Below are 17,177 nucleotides of genomic sequence, written 5' to 3'. Positions count from 1 at the left end.
TCACTCTGGAGACGGGTCCCTAAGCAGCAACTCGGCGTGACGGCGCGTCATGGCCTCGTACTCGACCCACGCACGGGAATTGGCCGGACCACCAGCCGCCAGCATCTCGTCATGCGCGAGTCCCTGCGCGGCCAGCACGTCAGCCGCCTGGCCCATCGTCTGCCGGAGCCACACCGCCTTCTCTCGCATATCGGCCGGATACGGCGCGCCGCACTCGATTTCCGCGCCGTCGCCGGTATCGCTCGGGCGGCCCATTTCTCCACGCTAACGCCTGCCGAAACGGCGGGGCGCGCAGAACGTCGACCATCACCGGACAGAACAGCCAGCGCCGCAGCCCGCAGACGACGGCGCGATCAAACTCAGCACGCCCGACCAGGAAACCGTCACCGTCCGAACCCACGACGAAGAACGGACCCCGCTGCGTTGTCCTCGGCGCTGGACGAAGCCCTCGCGCGTGCGTCCGCGACCGTCGTTGTCGATCTCACCAAGGTCAGCTACTTCAGCATGGAATCCGCCTGGGCCCTGCTCAGCAAAGCCGCCGCAGCCACCAAGTCCGGACTGGTGCTGCCCCCGCGGTCGCCACCAAACTGACCACGCTGGGTCTGAGCGACGCGCTCAAGGACGGCCTGCATCCGCGTTACCGGCACGGCTGACAGGCCACGATCCGCGACGCTTCGCCCTGTTGTTGCAGGGTCAAGCGCCCGAACTGGGAACCGGCCTCGGCGTGTGGGGTGTCGTCGGTCAGCGCGTCGAACGTCAGACGGCACGCGTCCACCAAACGAAGCACGCCGAGGAAACCGCGTCCGGCGTCGGATAGGCGATTTTCTCAACCAAGAAGTTCACCATGCTGCCCGGCGCGCGGGGCAGAATCCGCGCCACCAAGGTCTGATGCTGCTGGTCCAAGACGGCTTGTTCCTGCCGTTTCTCCTCAGCCACCGAGACCCCCAACATGACCGCCCCGCCCGCGACCGTCGCCGCGCGAGCCCCAGCGCGACCAGGGTTTGCTCGCGCCGTTCCCGCAGCCTCAACACCGCCGCAGCCGCCAAGGCCAGCGCCGATACTGCCCACAGCACCGGCCACCGCAACCCCCGCGAAACCCGCGCTCACCGCTTCTCACGAGCCGCTGAGCGCTCCCCGTGCGCCGCAGATCGAAAACCGTTCCTCCGCCCATACCGACCACACGGCGCCGAATGGCCCATTGGATCAACCGGACAACCCACCTACGGAAGCGGCGGAATGACGAACGGCGACCAGCCGCGAGTAGGCCGCACTGTCGCTCCGCAAAGGGAAGAAGTCCTCATCTTGAGCCCTCGCAGTGACCGGGCGACCCGCAACTCCCACGCCGTCACAGGTACGGATCAGCCCGGACCCGACCAGACCTAACCGGACTAAAACCGCAGGTCAGACAGCCAATTCTGCAGCAACGCCCTGGCCAGCGCCTTGAAGTGCCAAAAGCAGGACTTTTGGCAGGAGGCCGCCGCGCCGGAGTGATCCGCGGCGGGGCGGGCACGGTACTGTGGCCCGCGGGCACGAGGCAACGCGACGAGGGGTCAGACGTGGGCATCTTCGACAAGATCCGCGGCGAGTTCATCGACATCATCGAGTGGACCGACGACAGCCGGGACACCATCGTGTGGCGCTTCCCGCGCTACGACAACGAGATCAAGATGGGCGCCAAGCTCACCGTGCGCGAATCGCAGGCCGCGGTGTTCGTCAACGAGGGCCAGGTCGCCGACGCCTATCCGCCGGGCATGTACACGCTGCAGACGCAGAACATGCCGATCATGTCCACCCTCAAGGGCTGGAAGTACGGCTTCAACTCGCCGTTCAAGGCCGAGGTGTACTTCGTCAACACCCGGCAGTTCACCGACCTCAAATGGGGCACGCAGAACCCGGTCATCCTGCGCGACGCGGAGTTCGGCATGGTCCGGCTGCGCGCGTTCGGCGGCTACGCGGTCCGCGTGGTCGAGCCGGTCGCGCTGCTGAAGGAACTGGCGGGCACCGACCCGCAGTTCCGCACCGAAGAGGTGTCGGACTACCTGCGCAGCATGGTCATCAGCAAGCTCGGGCCCGCGATCGCCGCGGCACAGGTGCCGATGCTCGACCTGGTCACCCAGCAGGACCAGATCGCGGGCAAGATCGCGAACGCGCTGAACCTCGAACTGCGCGAGGTCGGCATCGAGATCTCGAAGTTCATGATCGAGAACATCTCGGTCCCGCCCGAGGTCGAGGCCGCGATGGACAAGCGGACCCAGATGGGCGTGGTCGGCGACCTCGACCAGTACACGAAGTTCCAGTCCGCGAACGCGATCGAGGCGGCGGCGAACAACCAGGGCGGCGCGGGCGAGGGGCTGGGCATCGGCCTCGGCATGGCGCTCGGCCAGCGCGCGGCCGGACCGCAGCAGCAGCCCGCCCCGCAGCAGTACCAGCAACAGGCTCCCCAGCAGTACCAGCAGGCCCCGCAGCAGCCGCAGTACCAGCAGCAGGCCCCGCCGCAGATGCCGCCGCCGCTGCCGCAGAGCGAGCAGTGGTTCGTCGGCGCGAACGGCCAGCAGCTCGGCCCGTTCGACCGCGCGGGCCTCGGCGAGCAGATCTCCTCGGGCACGCTCGCCCGGGACACCCTGGTGTGGAAGGCAGGCATGGCGCAGTGGACCCCGGCCGCGCAGGTGCCGGAGGTGTCGGCGCTGTTCGGCGCGGCCCCGCCGCCGCTGCCGCCGTCCTGAGCCGCGCCGACCATCTGGGGGACCCATGACTGACCCGCGCTTCCAGCAGGAAGGCGTGGCCAACACGACCTATCCGTGCGGCGGTTGCGGCGCGCGGCTGGAGTTCGCTCCGGGCACGACCGCGATGCAGTGCCCGTACTGCGGGTTCCGGCAGGAGATCGCCGCCGGGGAGCGGCAGATCCGCGAGATCCCGTTCGCCGAGCTGGCGAACCTCGCGCGCAAGCCGGTGGGGTCGATCGGCAAGTACGTCTTCGTGTGTCAGCGGTGCGCGGCGCGGACGGAAACCAACGAGACCGCCAGCATGTGCCAGTTCTGCGGCGCGCCGCTGGTGATCGACCCGGGCGCGTCCGGCCAGCTGGTGCCCGAAGGCGTGCTGCCGTTCGCGTTCGACCGGCCCGCGGTGAGCACGCATCTGAAGAAGTGGACGTCTTCGCGCTGGTTCGCGCCGACCGCGCTGAAGAAGGTCACCACGGCGGAGTCCACGAAGAGCACGTACATCCCGCATTGGACGTATGACTCGCAGACCGTGTCGGTCTACACCGGCGCGCGCGGCGAGTACTACTACGTCACCGAGACCTACTACGACAACGGCGAGCGCAAGACGCGCCAGGTGCGGCATACCCGCTGGTACCCGGCGCGCGGGCAGGTCGCGCGGAACTTCGACGACGTCCTGGTGCCGGCGAGCACCCAGCTGCCGCTGCCGGAGCTGGACAAGCTCGCGCCGTGGCCGCTGCTCGATTCCGCGCCGTACCAGCCGCAGTTCCTCTCCGGGCACTTCGCGCTGCGGTACGACGTCGAACCGGAGAACGGCTTCGAAGAGGCGAAGAACCGAATGGCCCCGGTCATCGCCGACGACTGCAAGTACGACATCGGCGGCGACACGCAGCGGCTGAACTCGGTCGACACGCAGCACAACAACGTCACCTTCAAGCTGATGCTGCTGCCGGTATGGGTCGCGACCTATGTGTACGCCGGGAAGAACTGGCAGATCCTCGTCAACGGCCGCACCGGCGAGATCCACGGCCAGCGTCCGTGGAGCAAGGTCAAGATCGCCATCGCGGCGGTGCTCGCGCTGATCGTGATCGCGGTGATCGTCTACTTGATCGCGACGAAGGGCCACAGCACCGGCACCACGCACCATTCCGTTACGCACCACTGAGTTCTCGAAGGAAGTGATGTGCCGTGCTGATGGGCATGGTTCTCGGCGACCGCCGCTCCCGCGTTTCGCGGGAGCACGCGGGTTCGCCGCTGTCTTGACCGGCGGGAATCCTCGCCTGCTCTCTGCGAAGCGTCGACGGCTGACTGGCCCTTCGACCCTTCCCGGGAGCATTCATGTCCACCGTCACGTGGACCGAAAACGAAACCACCCGCACCGCCCGCTGGCATTCCGGAAACGGAACTCCGCCGCCGGGCCGCATTGTCGTCGTCGATGACCGGCTGACCGCTGCCGCCGCACTGCGTTTCGCGCGCGCTGGCACGGGAATGCTGTGGCGCGGCGATTTCGCCAACGCACGACAGCTCGTGCGCGCCATGGACCGGCGGCTCCCGCAGCGCGCGGGATCTTTCGCCGAGGTGCGCTCCGCTCGGGCAGAACGCGCAGCGCTGCTCGGAAAAGTCCTGGTCTCCGTGGAAGCCGACCATTCGCTTCGGCTTCGCCGGGCCCCCGACATCCGAGCCGCCTGCGAGCACGCGTTCGGCGGTTTACCCGGCACGCTGCTTTCGTTGCGTGAGCTGCTCGGCGCCCTGAGCGCTTATCAATGGCACCAGAAAGGCATCTATATCAACGCATTAGGCGCGCGGTTGTATCCGTCGTACAGCGTGTTCGCGCCGACACGGAGCGAATACCTCGACCTCGTCGCACAGGAACCGTTGCCGGGCAAGGAGTCTCCGGTCGTCTTCGATCTCGGCACCGGTACCGGCGTGCTCGCCGCCATCCTGGCCCGGCGGGGCGCCGCCGAAGTGGTCGCGACCGACCTCAACCCGCGCGCCGTGCGCTGTGCGCGGGACTACCTGAGCCGGCTCGGCCTGTCCGATCGGGTCCAGGTCCTCGAAACCGACCTGTGGCCCTCCGACCGGCGCGCTGACCTGGTCGTCTGCAATCCGCCCTGGCTGCCCGGAAACCCGGCCTCGGCGCTGGAACTCGGGATCTACGACGCCTCGTCCGCCATGCTGCACCGGTTTCTCGACGGCCTGCCCGAGCATCTGACGCCGCGCGGCGAAGGCTGGCTGATCCTGTCGGACCTCGCCGAACACCTCGGTCTGCGGACCCGTGCCGAACTGCTCGACCGGATCTCCGCCGCTGGCCTCAAGGTCGTGGGACGCCGCGAAACCACGCCACGGCACCGACGCGCCACGGACAGTGCCGATCCGCTGCACGCGGCACGTTCCCGGGAAGGCACGATCCTGTGGCGGCTGACCATGTCCAGAGCGTGACCCGGCGTTTCCACGCTGGACTACACCAATCGAATATCCTCGCCGAAGACACGGGGAGGGACGATGCCCGTACCGGGTTTTGCCGTACCGAGGCGGGAATTCGTGCGGACGCTGCTGCACCGCGGCAGCCCGCCGGAGCGGCCGGACGCAGGCGGGGACCTCGCCGAGGTCGGCGACGCGACGCTGGCGCGCGCCGCGCGGTACTGGGTCGTCGTCCCGGTCGCCTACCGGATCGCCGCGTTCGTGAAGGTGTTCATCGGTTTCGCCGCGGCCAACGGCAGCACCGGGTTGTTCCCGGTGCTGCCCGCGGCCGCGCTGGGCGTCGCCGCGAACGCCGGGTTCCTGTGGTGGCTGCTGCGCTCCGGCGGCCTGCCCGCGCGGCGCACGCGGCGGGTGCTCACCGTCGACCTCGCTGCGGGGCTGGCGCTGAACCTGCTGATCGCGGTGCTGGCCCCGGACGCGGTGCAGCCGTTCGCGATCGACGTCACTTGGACGTGGCTGGTCGGCTCGGTCGCGATGTGGGCCGGGACGTCCGGGCTGCCCGCGGCCGTGCTGCTGCTCGCCGCGGCGGTGCCGGTGCGCGTCCTGCTGACCGTGGCGGGCGGGCTGCGGCTGGACGATCCGCTCGCGCTCAGCCGGTCGATCGGCTGCCTGGTCGCGCTGGCGGTGTCGATCGTGGTGGCGTGCGGGATCCTGGTGCTGCTGGGCGTCGGCACCCGGTTCGCCCTGGACATCGGCTTGCGCCGCGGTCAGGAGGCCGAACGCAGGCGCACCCAGCGGCTGCTGCACGACAGCGTGCTGCAGACCCTGGAAGCGCTCGCCATCGCCCCGTCCGACGACGCCGACCACGCCGCCGAACGGCTGGCCCAGCTGCGCTCGGTCGCGCACGCCGAGGCGGCCGAACTGCGCCGGAGCATCACCGAGCCCATTGAACCGCGCAAGGGGCGCAGCTTCGTGGTCGAACTGGCCGACGTCGCCGCCGAAATGGCCCGCGAAGGCCTGCGGACCCAGCTCGTAGCCGCCGACTTCGCCGACGACGACCGCCTTTCCGCTGACCGGCGCACCGCGATGTGCGAAGCGGTGCGGGAGGCCCTGCGCAACACCGTAAAACACGCCGGGACGAGCCGCGTCGTACTCCGGGTGGAGGAACGCGACGGCGGGACCGCGGTGGTCGCGCGGGACCAAGGCCGCGGCTTCGACGTGCGCGAACGGGGTCCGGGGTTCGGCATCCAGCAGTCGATCGAAGCCCGGCTGGCGGAGGTCGGAGGCACCGGACGAGTGGAATCGACGCCCGGCAACGGCACCCGGGTCACGCTGTGGGTGCCGCACTGACGCGGCGGATTCCACCCCGCTTCCGGGGAAGCGTTGCGCTTTCCGGAGCTTCCTGCTCCATTTGCTGAATATTCAATTCAGCTCGCCCGCTTGGTGTCACCAATTGCGGACAAACACCCTCCCGCGCATGCACCCCGTTCGTAGGTTCACATTCCCGCTCCGCGACGCCGATAATGGAGGGTCGAGCACCTTCGGGCCAAGCAGCGGGAGCGCCTGCATGGACACGCCGGACGAGGCACGCACGAATCGGATCGAGCGGAATCGCCGGATGCTGGAATCCTGGCGGGCCGGCGCGTCGATCACCGAGATCGCCAGGGAACACGGCCTGTCCCTGAGCTGGACCGGACGGCTGCTGCGGCAGGAAGGCGCGGTGCTGCCGGAAATCCGCCAGGGCGTGCGCCGCGAACTCGACGTGCCGAGGATAGTCCGGGAATACGAAGCCGGCTCGACCATCCAGAGCATCGCGGACGCGCATCAGGCGTCCTATGGCACGATCCGTCGCTTGCTGCTGCGGGAAAAGGTGACGATCCGCCCGCATGGCGGCCAGAACGCTCTCGATCGGCGCAAGCCCGATACCCCCCGTCACTGATCCTTCCCCCGGGGGTGGGTGATTCCTGACGCTTTTCATTTCATTCGCCATCCGGAGCGGGTAAGGAGGAATAATGGGGGGTGTGGAATGACTGAAGCGCGGCCAGGGGCGGTGACGTCCGACAGACCGGTGCGGGCGCCGGTCCAGCTCCCGCCCGCGCCGTCCGTACTGCTCGGCCGCAACGCGGAACTGGACCGGCTGGACGAAATCCGGCTCCGCTCCGACCCCGCCCCGTCCGTCGTCGTGCTCACCGGGGTCGGCGGGATCGGCAAAACGGCCCTCGCCCTGCACTGGCTGCACACCCACCGCACCCAGTTCCCCGACGGCATCCTCTGCGCGCGGTTTTCCGCCGAGGGCTCCGAAACCGCGGAATCCGCGAGCGGCGTACTGCACGGTTTCCTTGCCGCACTGGGCATTCCCGCCGACGACATCCCGGCCTCGCTCGCTCAGCGGGCCGCCGAATTCCGTGCGGTGACCGCGGATCGCCGGTTCGCCGTGCTGCTCGACGACGTCGTGCACAGCGCCGACGCCCGCGCCGTGCTGCCGTCCAGCGCGCACGCGTTCGTGCTCGTCACCAGCCGGTCGCAGCTGACCAGCCTCGCGTTGGACGGCGCGGAAATCCTTCCGCTGAGCCCGCTTCCGGACAGACCGGCCCGCGAGGTGCTCGTCCGCCGGGCCGGGCAACGGCAGATCAGCCAGGAGGACGCGGAAAACCTGCTGACCGCGTGCGCCGGTCTCCCGCTGGCCCTCACCATCACCGGAGCGAGGCTGCGCGTCCGGCCAAGACGCAACCCGCACCAGGAAGCCCGCCGCGGACGTGCTCGACGCCTAGGCGGTTCTACTGATCTGGCAACGGTTTTCGACGCCTCGTACGCCGCGCTCGACGACTCGGCGGCCCGGCTCTACCGAACCTGCGGCATCCTGCCCGGCCCGCATCACGCCGTCGACGCGCTCGCCGACACGCTGCAGAGCTCGCCCGCCCATCTGGACGACGCCGTCGACGAGCTGATCGAAGCCAACCTCCTCCACGAGTTGGAGGACGAAACCGTGGCACAGCACGACGTCGTCCGCCACGACGCCCGCGTACGCGCCGAACGCCAGGACGCCGAGGCCGACCGGCACTACCTCGTCCGCCGCTACATCCGCTGGTACCGCGACCAAACCGTCACCGCGAGCGCGCTCATCCACCCGTTCCGCCCGACCTTCGCGGCCGAAACCGTTGCGGCGACGGCATCTTTCGCCGACCGCGACCAGGCGGTGACCTGGTGGCGCCGCGACCGGCCGGTCATCAACGCCGTCGCGAAAGCCGCCACGGCACACGGGTGGGACGAGGAACTGTGGCAACTCGCCGAAGCGTCGTGGGGATTCTTCCTGCACTACCGGGATTACGAACCGTTTTTGGACCTGTGCACGGCGGGGATCGAGGCGGCTCGGCGATGCGGGCAGCCGCTGGTGGAAGCCCGGATGCACAGCCAGGCCGGTTTTGTCTGCGACCAGCTCGGCCACTACGACGAAGCCGCCGCGCACAATGCCGTGACTCTCGAGATCGGCGAACGAGAGCAGCACGGCCCGACCCAGGCCTCCGCGCTGGCGCGGCTCGCCAGGAACGCGCGAAGACAGCAAGATTGGGAAGGCGCGCTTGAACTGTACGAGCGCAGCGCCCGAAAGCACGCCGAGGTCGGTCTTCCCCGCGGCGTCGGCCAGGCCCGCTATCGGCGTGGCGAAGTCCTGATCAAGCTGGGGCGCGACGAGGAAGCACTGCGCGAGCTGACCGAAGCCACCGCCATCCTTGCCGAAGAAGGCGACGACATCCAGCACGCGCGCGCGGTCATCCCGCTCGCCGCGGTCCACGCCCGGCGGGGCGACTACCGCCGGGCGCGCACCGAACTCCTGAAGGCACTCGAAGGCGTCACACGCCTCCAGTCACCGCATTTCCAGGCCGAGGTCCTCACCGCGCTCGCCGACCTCGAACGCGGTCACGGCGACGAGGCAAGCGCCCAGCGCCATCTCGACGAGGCCCGCCGCCTCAGCGGAGATTCCGCCGAGCCGCCGCGCTGACCACGCCACGCCGCCCGGCCAGCACACCGCCGCCGCGATCGCTCCCGGCCACTCCGCCCGTAGTTCGTCAGCCTCGCTTCTCGTCGCGGCCCGAGTACTGCACTGGACCACGACGTCCGCCTCGGCCGAGCACCGCGGCCCGGCGCGATCGACGTCGGCGACCAGCACCGGCAGCGCGCGACGCCCCGGCAACGCGAGCCGCACGCGCGCGACGCCGGCGGTCACGCGTCCCACCCGGGCAGCGGCTGGGGCATCGCGGGCAACGGCGGATACGCCAGCGTGGCCGGTTCGGACAACTCCAGCAGGCGGTACATCGCCGACCGCAAGATCCCCGCCGAACAGTCGAGCCTCGTGCTCGCGACCGGAAGCACCTCTGCGGCCAGCCGCGGAGCCACCGCGATCGCGGCTTCTTCCTGGGCTTCGAGCGGCGCGTCCAGGTCCAGCGGTTTCGCGTGCGCCCGCACAACGTCCGCAACGCTCCCGGCCTGCGGCCGCCCGTCCGGCAGCGACGCGAGTGTCACGGGCTTGCCGATGGCCGCCGCGTAACCCGTGGTCGAGCCGTGGTCGCCGATCACCCAGTCAGCCGCAATCATCGTCGCCTGCCATCCCTGCTCGGGCGGGATCACCCGCAGTCCGCGGCATCCGGCGAGCCAGGCCGCGACCTGACGCCGCCCGTGCACCGCCCAGACGTTTGGATGCAAAACCGCCGCCACCGCGTAACGGTCGTCCGGCAGCGCGTTCGCGATCGCTTCGTACATCTTCGGGACGCGGCCGAACGCCGAGTCAGTGAACCAGGTCGAACTCAGCACCACCAGCCGCCGCGAGCCGACGCCCAGTGCACGCCGGTATCGCTCCCGGTGCCCGCTCGCCGCCCGCATCCCGTCCAGGCAGATATCCCCGGCCACGACGGCCGCGGGCACCGCCTCCGGACACCGCTCGCGCAGTACTTCCACCTCTGCTTCAGTACCGAGGCCGAGCACCGCCGGAAGCACTCGCCCGCGAAACGTGAGCAACTCCCGGTCCAGCTCGGTCGTTTCGAACGTCGCACCGCCTGCCTTCCGGCTGAACCGACGGCCGGGGACCTGCCCGACACCGTGTCCGATCAGCATCAGCGGTCCGCGCACCTGGTCGAGATTCCGGTGACTGGCCCCCAGCACCAGATCGAACCGGTGCGCCACCGCCTGCTCCCACGGCAGCAGGAGCCCGTGCTGCGCCCGCACGTACTCCTCGACCCCGGCCCATCGGTCGGTGCTGTGCGGCACGGTGAACATCACCTGCACCCGCAAGTCCCGTTCGAGCAGCGAGAGCAGTTCGACCAGCCGCGTCCCCGCCGTCACGGTCGGAACGACCGCCAGCACGGTCCGGCACCCCGGCCGAGTCACCCGCGACGCGGCGTCGAGACCGATCGGACCGCGTACCCACACGTCGTGCGCCATCTTCATCCCCTCCGTCCGGAAACCGACGAACCGAGGCTGCGGCGCGGTCCTGACCGGGGACTTCCCGCCGCTGGACACAAAGCGGACCGAAACCGGACAAGACAATTCCCTGGATGATCCTTATCCCGAAAGCGGTCGCCGATCCCTCGGATAAATGCGAAACTAGGCAATCGACGAGGGAGGGGCGTCGAATGGACTTCGCCTACGGAATTCTCGGGCAGACTGCGGTGCGGATGCACGGGAAGATGAGCGAGCAGTGGGGCCAGCGGCAAACCCGGAATATTCTCGGAATCCTGCTCACCCGGCCGGGCCAGCGTTTTTCCCAGGACACCCTCATCTCGTGGCTCTGGGACGACGACCTGCCCGGAAACCCGCAAGAAGCCCTGTACAAGGCGGTGCACCGGCTGCGTCCCGCCCTCGAAGAAGCGGACGTGCACGCCACGGTCGCGCGATCCGGCGACGGTTACCTGATCGACCTCGACGAGGGTCTCGTGGATGTCGCGGTCTTTCGGAAAACAATGTGGAAAGCACACGCCGCGGCGAGTTCCGGCGATCATGAAGCGGCTTGCGAATCAGCCGAAGCCGCTCTTTCCTTATGGCGTGATGAACCGCTGCCGGAGCTCCGCACCGAACGCGCGGACAATTGGCGCGAGGACCGAATAAAGTCCATGTTGCTTCCCGCGCGAGAATTCCTGACGAGCCAATTGCTGACGCTCGGCCGTCCCGACGAGGCCGCCGGGCGGATGCAGGATCTGGCCCCCGAACACGCCAGCCGCCTGGCTTTCGTCAAGCTCCAGCTCCAGATCTACTACGCGCTCGGGCAGTCCGAGCAGGCCCAGGCCCACTACCTCGACGCACACCGGCGATTCCGCGACGCCGCCGACGACACCGCCACGGCCATGCTGCGCGCCTTCCACGACGAACTCCGGGACCGCCACGAAAACCCGCCGGCCGCCCCGGTGCGCCGGGCCGCGCCGCCGACGCATCCGCTCCCCCGCGACCTCCGCGGGTTCATCAGCCGCACCCGCGCACTGGACACGCTGGACCAGTGGCTCCGCCCAGGCTCGCCGACCCGCTCGCCCGCCGTCGTGCTCAGCGGCCCGCCCGGAATCGGAAAGACGAGCCTCGCCGTCCACTGGGCACACCGCGCCGCGGACTGGTTCCCCGGCGGGACGATCTACCTCGACCTGCACGGCTTCGGCCCGGCACCGCGCCTCGAACCGACCGACATCGTCGACCGGCTCCTGCAGGAACTCAGCTACCCCGTCGACCACGTGGTAGACGCGACCGCCCGCGCCGCTGTGCTGCGTCAGCAGCTCACCGACCGGTCCATCCTGGTCATCCTTGACGACGCGGAGAACTCCGGACACGTCGACCAGCTGCTGAACGTGCTGTCCGAATGCTCGGTGATCATCACCTCGCGCCGCAGGCTCGGCGCACTCACCCGGCGACACGAACTCGCGGCCTTGAGCCTCGACCGCCTCGACGACCGCGATTCCCTGGAACTGTTCGTCCGCCGCCTGAACGGCCGAGGCGAACGAGAACCCGACGCGGCCCGCCGAATCGCCCACCTCTGCGACGGCTTGCCGCTCGCGCTCACCCTGATTGCCGAGAGCGCTGCTCGCCGTCCGGGGCTGAGTCTCAGCACTATGCTTGACCAGCTGCGCGATCCCGAGATGCTGCTGAGCATCGGCGACGACGGCGATGACCAGAGCCTGCGCACGGCGTTTTCCTCGTCGTACCACACGCTCGAACCGCCGAGCCAAGCTGTTTTCCGGCTCTTCGGCCACCACCCCGGTGCGGAGATCCACGTGGACACCCTGCTGTCCGCGGCCGGACGTCCCGCCGCGGAAACCCGGCGGGCGCTCGAGACTCTGGTCGCGTTGCACCTGATCGACCAGCCCGGCGATACAGACCGGTACCGGATCGTCTCGATCTTCCACCGTTACGCGCAGACGCTGAGCGCGCAGAACGACGACCCGCAACCGTTGCGCCGCTTGCTCTCGCACTATTGCAGCACCGCGGACAACGCGCACCGGATGGCGCACCCGCACCGCGACCGGCCGCCGCGGCTCGACCCGGAGCCGGACATCCGCCCGACGCAGTTCGACACGCCGACCGCCGCGCACCGCTGGTTCCTCCGCGAACGCACCAACCTCACCGCACTCGCCGCGCTCGCCGAGAAGCACCGGCTCTTCGACTACGCCTGCGTGCTTCCGCATCTCATGCACGACACGTTCGTCGTCTACGGCTTCTACGACGAGATGACCACCGGGCTGGCCATCGCGGCCCGCGCCGCGCGCGCGAACCACGACTCTCATGCGGAAGGGTCGACCCTCAACGATCTGGGGGAGCTGCACCTCACGCTGAGCAACCACCAAGCGGCCGAGGAAGCACTTGCCCGGGCGCTGGAACTGGCCATCGACGACGAATCACCCATCGCGAAGCTGACGATCACCATCAACCTGGCCCGCCTCCACCGGCAGACCGGCCGCCACGCGGAAGCGATCGCGCTGTTCCGCCGCTGCATCACGCACGCGCAGCGCAACGGCGACCCGGTCCGCGAGGCCAAGGCGGAGCAGTACCTCGGCGAAACCCTCGCCGAACTCGACCAGTACGAGCGGGCGCTGCCGCACTATCACCGCGCCCTCCACCTGCGAGCGCTCACCGGCGACGTGTCCGGCCAAGCCGCTACGTACACCACGCTGGCCGAACTCCACCTCGGCCAGGAGGAATTCGCGGTCGCCCGCCGGCATTGCGCGCTGGCGCAAGCCCAGATCACCGGCGACCTCACCGCCGGGATGCGGCTGCGCACCGTGCAGGCCCGGCTCGCCGCCGCGGAACGAGACGACCGAGCGGCGCTGCGGCTGTCGCAGGAAGCGGTCGAACTGGCGGAGCGGGCGCACAACGCGACCGGACAGGCGCGGGCGCTGGAGGCGTTCGCCGAGATCCTCTACTCACGCGGGAACCGCGAGGACGCGATCGACGCCTGGACTCGCGCCGCCGCCTTCTACCGCGGCCGCGGCAAGGACGCCAAGGCCGACCGCGTCGAGGAGCGACTGGCGACAGCCCGGGATCCGCACCGGATTCCGCAGGCCAGGGACGGCGAGAGCGACGGGGAAAGCACCGTGGCCATGCCTTCGCCGCGCCGATCCGTAATCCGCCGCGGCTGAAAAAGCGGGGGCGCCGAAACGGTTCACTCGTCCGTACGGCAAGATCAGTCTTCTGAGGTTGTCTGCATTTGCCGACATACTTTGGGTAACCCCTGAAGATCGTTCGCAGAGGATTCCAGGTAGCCTAGCCGTAACGATATCCATGTTACGAGAAACATGAAAAGTCTACCTAGTTCGCCGAGGAGATTCGTTGCAGTCGCTCGTCTCAGCTGTGATCGCCGCTGCACCATTGGCCGTGATGGTAATCGGGGCCATCAAGGATTGGTGGCGTTGTTGAACAGCTGCTAAATAGGGAGCTGGCGTTGCGATTAATCCGTCTTCCGTAGCCGCAACGCCAGCGCCGGACAAGCCGCGGCCGCTCTTCGGGCCTCGGCTAGCAGCGATTCGGGCACCGATTCCCCGCGTACTACCGGGTAACCCCATTCGTCCACTGTGATCAGTTCTGGCAGTACGTCCGCGCACAAACCGTGTGCGCGGCAGGCGATCGGGTCCACAGTCAGGCGGTTCATGCCGCACCTGCCATCATCCGGCACGAGCCGATCGTGAGGTGTGCGTGGACGTCGGCGGCGAAGACGCGTAACGCGCTTGCGGCTAGGCGAACAGCTCCGGCCGGGTGGGCGCACGCGCCGCGTCCGCTGAGGAGCGGGAGGCGGCGGGCCAGGCGGCCGGTTGCGTCCCTTCCGGACAGCAGGTCGGTGAAATCCGCGGCGATGGCCGGTAATCCGAACATGCACGGGCCGCATTGGCGGGCTGATTCTCCAGCCAGGGCAAAGAGAATATTCCGAGTCAGCTCCAGGCCGCAGTTCGGTTCCGGGAGCAGGTGCAGCGAGGACAAGCCCGGTTCACGGCCGAGCGGCAACGGGTCGGCCAAGGCGCGAGGCATCCAGGTGCCGCCGTAGCCGCCGATCAGGACTGCTTGTGCGGTAACAGAACCGCCGGCGCGGGCGAGGATTGCGGAGATCGGGGTGTCGGCTCGGACTTCCAGTACGCCGGGGCTGGCGACGGCTCCGGTGACGGTCACCAGGTCTGTGTGGACAGAGCGGTCCGCGCCAGGTCGGGCGACGAGCGCGAAGCGGGCCAGGGTTTCGACGTTCTGGACTAGCGTCGGGCGTCCGCGCAGGCCGCGTTCGGTTGGGCGGGGGGATTTGCCGGTCGGGCGGGCGTCGCCGGTGGCCAGGAAATGCACTAGCGCGGTTTCTTCGCTGGCGACGTATCGGGGCGGGACTGCGACGACCTTCACCGGAACTGCGTCGCGACGTTCGGCCAGAGCTGCCATTACGCTTCGGTTTTCTCCGTGCAGGCAAAGATAAGCCTCGGTAGCGCCGACAGCGTGAGCGGCGACCTGGATACCGTCCAGTACCAGGTGTGGCGCAAGCTCCAGGAGAGCGCGATCCTTGCTGCTGAAGGGATCGCTCTCGCAGCCGTTGGCGACCACAATGGACCGTCCTGGTGCGACAGAGCGCAGTTTCGCCGCGGCGGGGAAGCCAGCGCCGCCTCGGCCGCGGATACCGGCGGTGTCGATTGCGTGGATCAAGGCGTCGCGATCCAAAGCGGGGAGTCCACCATGGACGGACAGGTGGGCGGCAAGATTGTTACGGTGCAACGGAAGTAGCACGAGTCACCTCTGGAGGGGAGAGAGGCGGCGGGCCTCGGTGTCGGGGCTGGTGCTGCCGAACCGCACGCTCGCGGCCGCCAAAACGGCTATCAGGCACACGATGTCGAGCGCGATGAGCAGCGGGCGGGCGCTGTCGGAAGCGATCAGGCCGACGCTGTGCGCGAGCGCGACTGGCCAGCACAGGTAGGCGAGCCAGTGCACGGCGCGCCAGAACCGCGGCGCGATACGAGTCCGCAGGAGACTCGTCACAACAATGGCGAGCAGCAGATCCACTGCTACCGCGCCGATGCCGATCCAGAACGGTTCGTAGCCCGAGACGAACGGGACGACAACGGAAAGCCAGCTGAGGTCGACATAGCCGTCGACGACCGCGAAGACGATGTGTGCGCCCAAAAAGACGAGGCTGGCCAGGGCGAGGTTTCGGTGCAGGTCGGCGAGGGCGAAGCGGGGCCAGCGCCGGGTCGCGAATCGTCCGGAGTTGAGGAAACCGAGCACCACCACGGCCGTCGAGAACACCAGCGAGACAATTCCAGTGGCACGGCTGAAGTACCAGAGCGCGGAACTCACGACGCACGCTCCCGGCGATCCTCCGGCCAACCGGCGGTAGTCCGGACGGCGCCACGCGAACTCACCAGTCGCGCGGGCAGCCCGCGCGACCTCAGCCAGTCCAACGCGGCAAGGCCCAGCACGACCGACGCCGTGCTCGCGGTGTTGGCGTCCACACAGGACTGTGCCGCTACCGATACCGTCCGCCAGCACGGATCCGCCGATTCGCCGGTGCGTGGGTCGACGATGTGGTGCACCACGCGCCCGCCGCGTCGCCAGGTCCGCCGGGCGACGCCGGAGGTCGCCAGGCCGCCGCTGGTGAGTGTGATCGTCGTGTCCGGATGGTCGACCGAGTCGGTGTGGTCGTCGCCGATCGCTATCTTCCACCCGCCTGCCGGAGCGGGGCCCGCGACCGCGATGTCGCCGCCGAGGTTCACCAGCACGCCGCATCCGGTGCGGCGGGCGATTTCGGCGGCGGTCCGGTCCGCGGCAAACGCTTTCGCGGTCGCCCCGAGGTCCAGCATCACGCCGCGCGGCAACACGACGATCCGGCGGGCCGGTTCGAACAGCACCCAATGCGAACCCGGCGCGGGGACCGGCGCCGCGGCGGGGCCGTCGGTGATCTCGGCGAAATCCCGGTCGTAGCCGAGTGCCGCCATCGACCCGCCCACCGTCGGATCGACCAAGCCGCCGCTCAGCCACGCGGCCCGCAACGCAGCTGAAAGCGCGTCGGCGAGCAGCGGGCTCACCGCCACTTCCCGGCCCGCGGCGCGGTGGAGGGCCGAAATTTCCGAATCCGTCCGGAATCGGCTGCATGCCCGATCGAGTTCGGCGAGCCGCGTCCGCAGCAGCTCAGTCGCCGGGCCGAGCGCGGCTTCCTCGGTGACGAGCACCCGCGCGGTCGTGCCGAGCGCGGGAAACGCCGCCGAGTACGGCCCGGTCACGACGCACCCGAGCCGGTGTGCGCCTGGCCGGAGCCGGATCCGGGATCCTGCGCGGGCACCTGCAACTGGTCCTGATCCGAAGTGCTCGACCCAGTCCCGCTGTCGGTCGAGGTGGTGCCGCTGGTCGAACCGGCCGCCGTCAGCCCGTAGCCGATCCCGCCTGCCGCCGCGACGCCGAGCACCGCCGCGACCGCCGTGACCAGCGCGGTCCGGTGCCGGACGCGTGCCCGTTCCGCTTGCCTTCTCGTGATGTCCGGGTCCATGCCGGGTGTCCTCTCCGGTGGTGGGAACACCCAGTCTCAGCCGCGAATCTATGAGTCCGCTGGGA

16 protein-coding genes are annotated in these 17,177 nt (G+C 69.1%); 8 read left to right on the top strand and 8 right to left on the bottom strand.

From position 1 onward, the window contains the following. On the bottom strand, positions 1-255 hold the full coding sequence (locus PUT80_RS06375; RefSeq protein ID WP_051728752.1) for a hypothetical protein: 255 nt from the start codon (positions 253-255) through the stop codon (positions 1-3). A gap of 168 nt (positions 256-423) precedes the next feature. On the opposite strand from PUT80_RS06375, the gene PUT80_RS06370 reads away from it, so the two are divergent. Then, positions 424-591: a hypothetical protein gene (locus PUT80_RS06370; protein WP_158714436.1), complete on the top strand. Its 168-nt coding sequence runs from the start codon at positions 424-426 to the stop codon at positions 589-591. Between the two features lie 165 nt (positions 592-756). Here the strand turns inward: PUT80_RS06370 and PUT80_RS06365 are convergent, their stop codons facing one another. Next, positions 757-936 carry a hypothetical protein gene (locus PUT80_RS06365; protein ID WP_134664995.1) on the bottom strand — a complete coding sequence of 60 codons (180 nt, stop codon included), beginning with the start codon at positions 934-936 and terminating at the stop codon, positions 757-759. Between the two features lie 620 nt (positions 937-1,556). Here PUT80_RS06365 and PUT80_RS06360 point away from each other — a divergent pair. The 6 genes from PUT80_RS06360 (at position 1,557) to PUT80_RS06335 (ending at position 9,135) form a co-directional block, all read left to right on the top strand. Next, a complete protein-coding gene (locus tag PUT80_RS06360) occupies positions 1,557-2,723 on the top strand; it encodes an SPFH domain-containing protein (protein WP_275291368.1) in 1,167 nt (388 codons plus the stop codon). A 25-nt stretch (positions 2,724-2,748) separates the two neighbouring features. Next, a complete protein-coding gene (locus PUT80_RS06355; protein ID WP_134728923.1) occupies positions 2,749-3,882 on the top strand; it encodes a hypothetical protein in 1,134 nt (377 codons plus the stop codon). Between the two features lie 173 nt (positions 3,883-4,055). Continuing rightward, the gene (locus PUT80_RS06350) at positions 4,056-5,156 is read left to right on the top strand and encodes a class I SAM-dependent methyltransferase (protein WP_275291367.1); all 1,101 of its coding nucleotides are present in this window, start codon (positions 4,056-4,058) and stop codon (positions 5,154-5,156) included. Positions 5,157-5,219: 63 nt separating this feature from the next. After that, positions 5,220-6,488, top strand: a complete 1,269-nt coding sequence (locus tag PUT80_RS06345; RefSeq protein WP_134665002.1) for an ATP-binding protein — start codon at positions 5,220-5,222, stop codon at positions 6,486-6,488. 217 nt (positions 6,489-6,705) lie between these two features. Then, a complete protein-coding gene (locus PUT80_RS06340) occupies positions 6,706-7,077 on the top strand; it encodes a hypothetical protein (protein WP_275291365.1) in 372 nt (123 codons plus the stop codon). Between the two features lie 111 nt (positions 7,078-7,188). Next, on the top strand, positions 7,189-9,135 hold the full coding sequence (locus PUT80_RS06335; protein ID WP_275291364.1) for a tetratricopeptide repeat protein: 1,947 nt from the start codon (positions 7,189-7,191) through the stop codon (positions 9,133-9,135). A 221-nt stretch (positions 9,136-9,356) separates the two neighbouring features. Here PUT80_RS06335 and PUT80_RS06330 read toward each other — a convergent pair whose 3' ends face one another. Further along, on the bottom strand, positions 9,357-10,571 hold the full coding sequence (locus PUT80_RS06330; RefSeq protein WP_275291363.1) for a hypothetical protein: 1,215 nt from the start codon (positions 10,569-10,571) through the stop codon (positions 9,357-9,359). A gap of 191 nt (positions 10,572-10,762) precedes the next feature. Here PUT80_RS06330 and PUT80_RS06325 point away from each other — a divergent pair, with 191 nt between their 5' ends. Then, positions 10,763-13,744, top strand: coding sequence for a tetratricopeptide repeat protein (locus tag PUT80_RS06325; protein ID WP_275291362.1), 2,982 nt, complete (start codon positions 10,763-10,765; stop codon positions 13,742-13,744). 308 nt (positions 13,745-14,052) lie between these two features. Here the strand turns inward: PUT80_RS06325 and PUT80_RS06320 are convergent, their stop codons facing one another. Genes PUT80_RS06320 through PUT80_RS06300 form a run of 5 tightly spaced genes read right to left on the bottom strand, consistent with a single transcriptional unit; the run spans position 14,053 to position 17,112 of the window. Next, a complete protein-coding gene (locus PUT80_RS06320; protein ID WP_134665019.1) occupies positions 14,053-14,253 on the bottom strand; it encodes a ferredoxin in 201 nt (66 codons plus the stop codon). Then, entirely contained in the window at positions 14,250-15,359 is a 1,110-nt protein-coding gene (locus PUT80_RS06315) for an NADH-ubiquinone oxidoreductase-F iron-sulfur binding region domain-containing protein (RefSeq protein WP_238604626.1), read from the bottom strand. Before PUT80_RS06315 ends, PUT80_RS06320 begins: the two co-directional genes overlap by 4 nt. A 3-nt stretch (positions 15,360-15,362) precedes the next feature. Beyond that, on the bottom strand, positions 15,363-15,926 hold the full coding sequence (locus PUT80_RS06310) for a ferric reductase-like transmembrane domain-containing protein (RefSeq protein ID WP_275291361.1): 564 nt from the start codon (positions 15,924-15,926) through the stop codon (positions 15,363-15,365). Then, positions 15,923-16,849 carry an FAD:protein FMN transferase gene (locus tag PUT80_RS06305; protein WP_275291360.1) on the bottom strand — a complete coding sequence of 309 codons (927 nt, stop codon included), beginning with the start codon at positions 16,847-16,849 and terminating at the stop codon, positions 15,923-15,925. Before PUT80_RS06305 ends, PUT80_RS06310 begins: the two co-directional genes overlap by 4 nt. Next, positions 16,846-17,112, bottom strand: a complete 267-nt coding sequence (locus tag PUT80_RS06300) for a hypothetical protein (protein WP_275291358.1) — start codon at positions 17,110-17,112, stop codon at positions 16,846-16,848. Before PUT80_RS06300 ends, PUT80_RS06305 begins: the two co-directional genes overlap by 4 nt. Positions 17,113-17,177 lie beyond the last annotated feature (65 nt).

It is taken from the genome of Amycolatopsis sp. La24 (assembly GCF_029087445.1).
GTDB lineage: Bacteria > Actinomycetota > Actinomycetes > Mycobacteriales > Pseudonocardiaceae > Amycolatopsis > Amycolatopsis nivea.
The sequence above is the reverse complement of the archived record's forward strand: the minus strand, read 5'-3'. Positions and strand labels throughout refer to the sequence as shown.

Excerpts from the sequence above, each read along its gene's own strand:
- PUT80_RS06375 (WP_051728752.1), bottom strand. The coding sequence starts at position 255 with ATGGGCCGCCCGAGCGATACCGGCGACGGCGCGGAAATCGAGTGCGGC.
- PUT80_RS06355 (WP_134728923.1), top strand. The coding sequence starts at position 2,749 with ATGACTGACCCGCGCTTCCAGCAGGAAGGCGTGGCCAACACGACCTAT.
- PUT80_RS06350 (WP_275291367.1), top strand. The coding sequence starts at position 4,056 with ATGTCCACCGTCACGTGGACCGAAAACGAAACCACCCGCACCGCCCGC.
- PUT80_RS06345 (WP_134665002.1), top strand. The coding sequence starts at position 5,220 with ATGCCCGTACCGGGTTTTGCCGTACCGAGGCGGGAATTCGTGCGGACG.
- PUT80_RS06340 (WP_275291365.1), top strand. The coding sequence starts at position 6,706 with ATGGACACGCCGGACGAGGCACGCACGAATCGGATCGAGCGGAATCGC.
- PUT80_RS06330 (WP_275291363.1), bottom strand. The coding sequence starts at position 10,571 with ATGGCGCACGACGTGTGGGTACGCGGTCCGATCGGTCTCGACGCCGCG.
- PUT80_RS06325 (WP_275291362.1), top strand. The coding sequence starts at position 10,763 with ATGGACTTCGCCTACGGAATTCTCGGGCAGACTGCGGTGCGGATGCAC.
- PUT80_RS06320 (WP_134665019.1), bottom strand. The coding sequence starts at position 14,253 with ATGAACCGCCTGACTGTGGACCCGATCGCCTGCCGCGCACACGGTTTG.
- PUT80_RS06300 (WP_275291358.1), bottom strand. The coding sequence starts at position 17,112 with ATGGACCCGGACATCACGAGAAGGCAAGCGGAACGGGCACGCGTCCGG.